The 1,988-nt window shown below is 51.9% G+C and carries 2 tRNA genes and 2 rRNA genes; all 4 read left to right on the top strand.

From position 1 onward, the window contains the following. Positions 1–1,071, top strand: a 16S ribosomal RNA gene (locus HWW83_RS25440); the annotation flags it as partial. Positions 1,072–1,146: 75 nt separating this feature from the next. Next, positions 1,147–1,223, top strand: a tRNA-Ile gene (locus HWW83_RS25435). 38 nt (positions 1,224–1,261) lie between these two features. Continuing rightward, positions 1,262–1,337 (top strand) — tRNA-Ala (locus tag HWW83_RS25430). 206 nt (positions 1,338–1,543) lie between these two features. Further along, a 23S ribosomal RNA gene (locus tag HWW83_RS25425) occupies positions 1,544–1,988 on the top strand; the annotation flags it as partial.

The raw sequence follows: 1,988 nt of genomic DNA, 5'->3' as shown, positions 1-1,988 counted from the left end.
TCATCAATTGACGTTACTCGCAGAAGAAGCACCGGCTAACTCCGTGCCAGCAGCCGCGGTAATACGGAGGGTGCAAGCGTTAATCGGAATTACTGGGCGTAAAGCGCACGCAGGCGGTTTGTTAAGTCAGATGTGAAATCCCCGGGCTCAACCTGGGAACTGCATTTGAAACTGGCAAGCTAGAGTCTCGTAGAGGGGGGTAGAATTCCAGGTGTAGCGGTGAAATGCGTAGAGATCTGGAGGAATACCGGTGGCGAAGGCGGCCCCCTGGACGAAGACTGACGCTCAGGTGCGAAAGCGTGGGGAGCAAACAGGATTAGATACCCTGGTAGTCCACGCTGTAAACGATGTCGATTTGGAGGTTGTGCCCTTGAGGCGTGGCTTCCGGAGCTAACGCGTTAAATCGACCGCCTGGGGAGTACGGCCGCAAGGTTAAAACTCAAATGAATTGACGGGGGCCCGCACAAGCGGTGGAGCATGTGGTTTAATTCGATGCAACGCGAAGAACCTTACCTACTCTTGACATCCAGAGAACTTTCCAGAGATGGATTGGTGCCTTCGGGAACTCTGAGACAGGTGCTGCATGGCTGTCGTCAGCTCGTGTTGTGAAATGTTGGGTTAAGTCCCGCAACGAGCGCAACCCTTATCCTTTGTTGCCAGCGGTTCGGCCGGGAACTCAAAGGAGACTGCCAGTGATAAACTGGAGGAAGGTGGGGATGACGTCAAGTCATCATGGCCCTTACGAGTAGGGCTACACACGTGCTACAATGGCGTATACAAAGAGAAGCGACCTCGCGAGAGCAAGCGGACCTCATAAAGTACGTCGTAGTCCGGATTGGAGTCTGCAACTCGACTCCATGAAGTCGGAATCGCTAGTAATCGTAGATCAGAATGCTACGGTGAATACGTTCCCGGGCCTTGTACACACCGCCCGTCACACCATGGGAGTGGGTTGCAAAAGAAGTAGGTAGCTTAACCTTCGGGAGGGCGCTTACCACTTTGTGATTCATGACTGGGGTGAAGTCGTAACAAGGTAACCGTAGGGGAACCTGCGGTTGGATCACCTCCTTACCTAAAGATATTAGTTCGAGTGGCGTGCTCACACAGATTGTCTGATGAAAAAGTAACGAGCAGAAATACCTTTATAGGCTTGTAGCTCAGGTGGTTAGAGCGCACCCCTGATAAGGGTGAGGTCGGTGGTTCAAGTCCACTCAGGCCTACCACTTCTTGTAAGTGGAAAAGGTACTGCACGTGACTGTATGGGGCTATAGCTCAGCTGGGAGAGCGCCTGCCTTGCACGCAGGAGGTCAGCGGTTCGATCCCGCTTAGCTCCACCATATAGTCCGGTATTGAATACTTCAGAGTATATTGGCGACAGTATGCTGCGAAGTATTTTGCTCTTTAACAATCTGGAACAAGCTGAAAATTGAAACATGACGGCTGAAATTTGTCCCTCCGTAGATGTATTGGGATGAAGAGTAACCTGTCATAGAGTCTCTCAAATGTTTGCAGCGCGAACGATGGAAACATCTTCGGGTTGTGAGGTTAAGTGACTAAGCGTACACGGTGGATGCCTAGGCAGTCAGAGGCGATGAAGGGCGTGCTAATCTGCGAAAAGCGTCGGTAAGGTGATATGAACCGTTATAACCGGCGATACCCGAATGGGGAAACCCAGTGTGTTTCGACACACTATCATGTCATGAATACATAGTGGCATGAGGCGAACCGGGGGAACTGAAACATCTAAGTACCCCGAGGAAAAGAAATCAACCGAGATTCCCCCAGTAGCGGCGAGCGAACGGGGAGGAGCCCAGAACCTGAATCGGCTTGTGTGTTAGTGGAAGCGTCTGGAAAGTCGCGCAGCAAAGGGTGATAGCCCCGTACACTAAAATGCACAGGTCGTGAGTTCGATGAGTAGGGCGGGACACGTGACATCCTGTCTGAATATGGGGGGACCATCCTCCAAGGCTAAATACTCCTGACTGACC

The sequence above is a fragment of the Serratia ureilytica genome, assembly GCF_013375155.1.
Taxonomy (GTDB): Bacteria; Pseudomonadota; Gammaproteobacteria; order Enterobacterales; family Enterobacteriaceae; genus Serratia; species Serratia ureilytica.
Note: the sequence above shows the minus strand (reverse complement) of the source record. Positions and strands in the feature narration are given on the sequence as shown.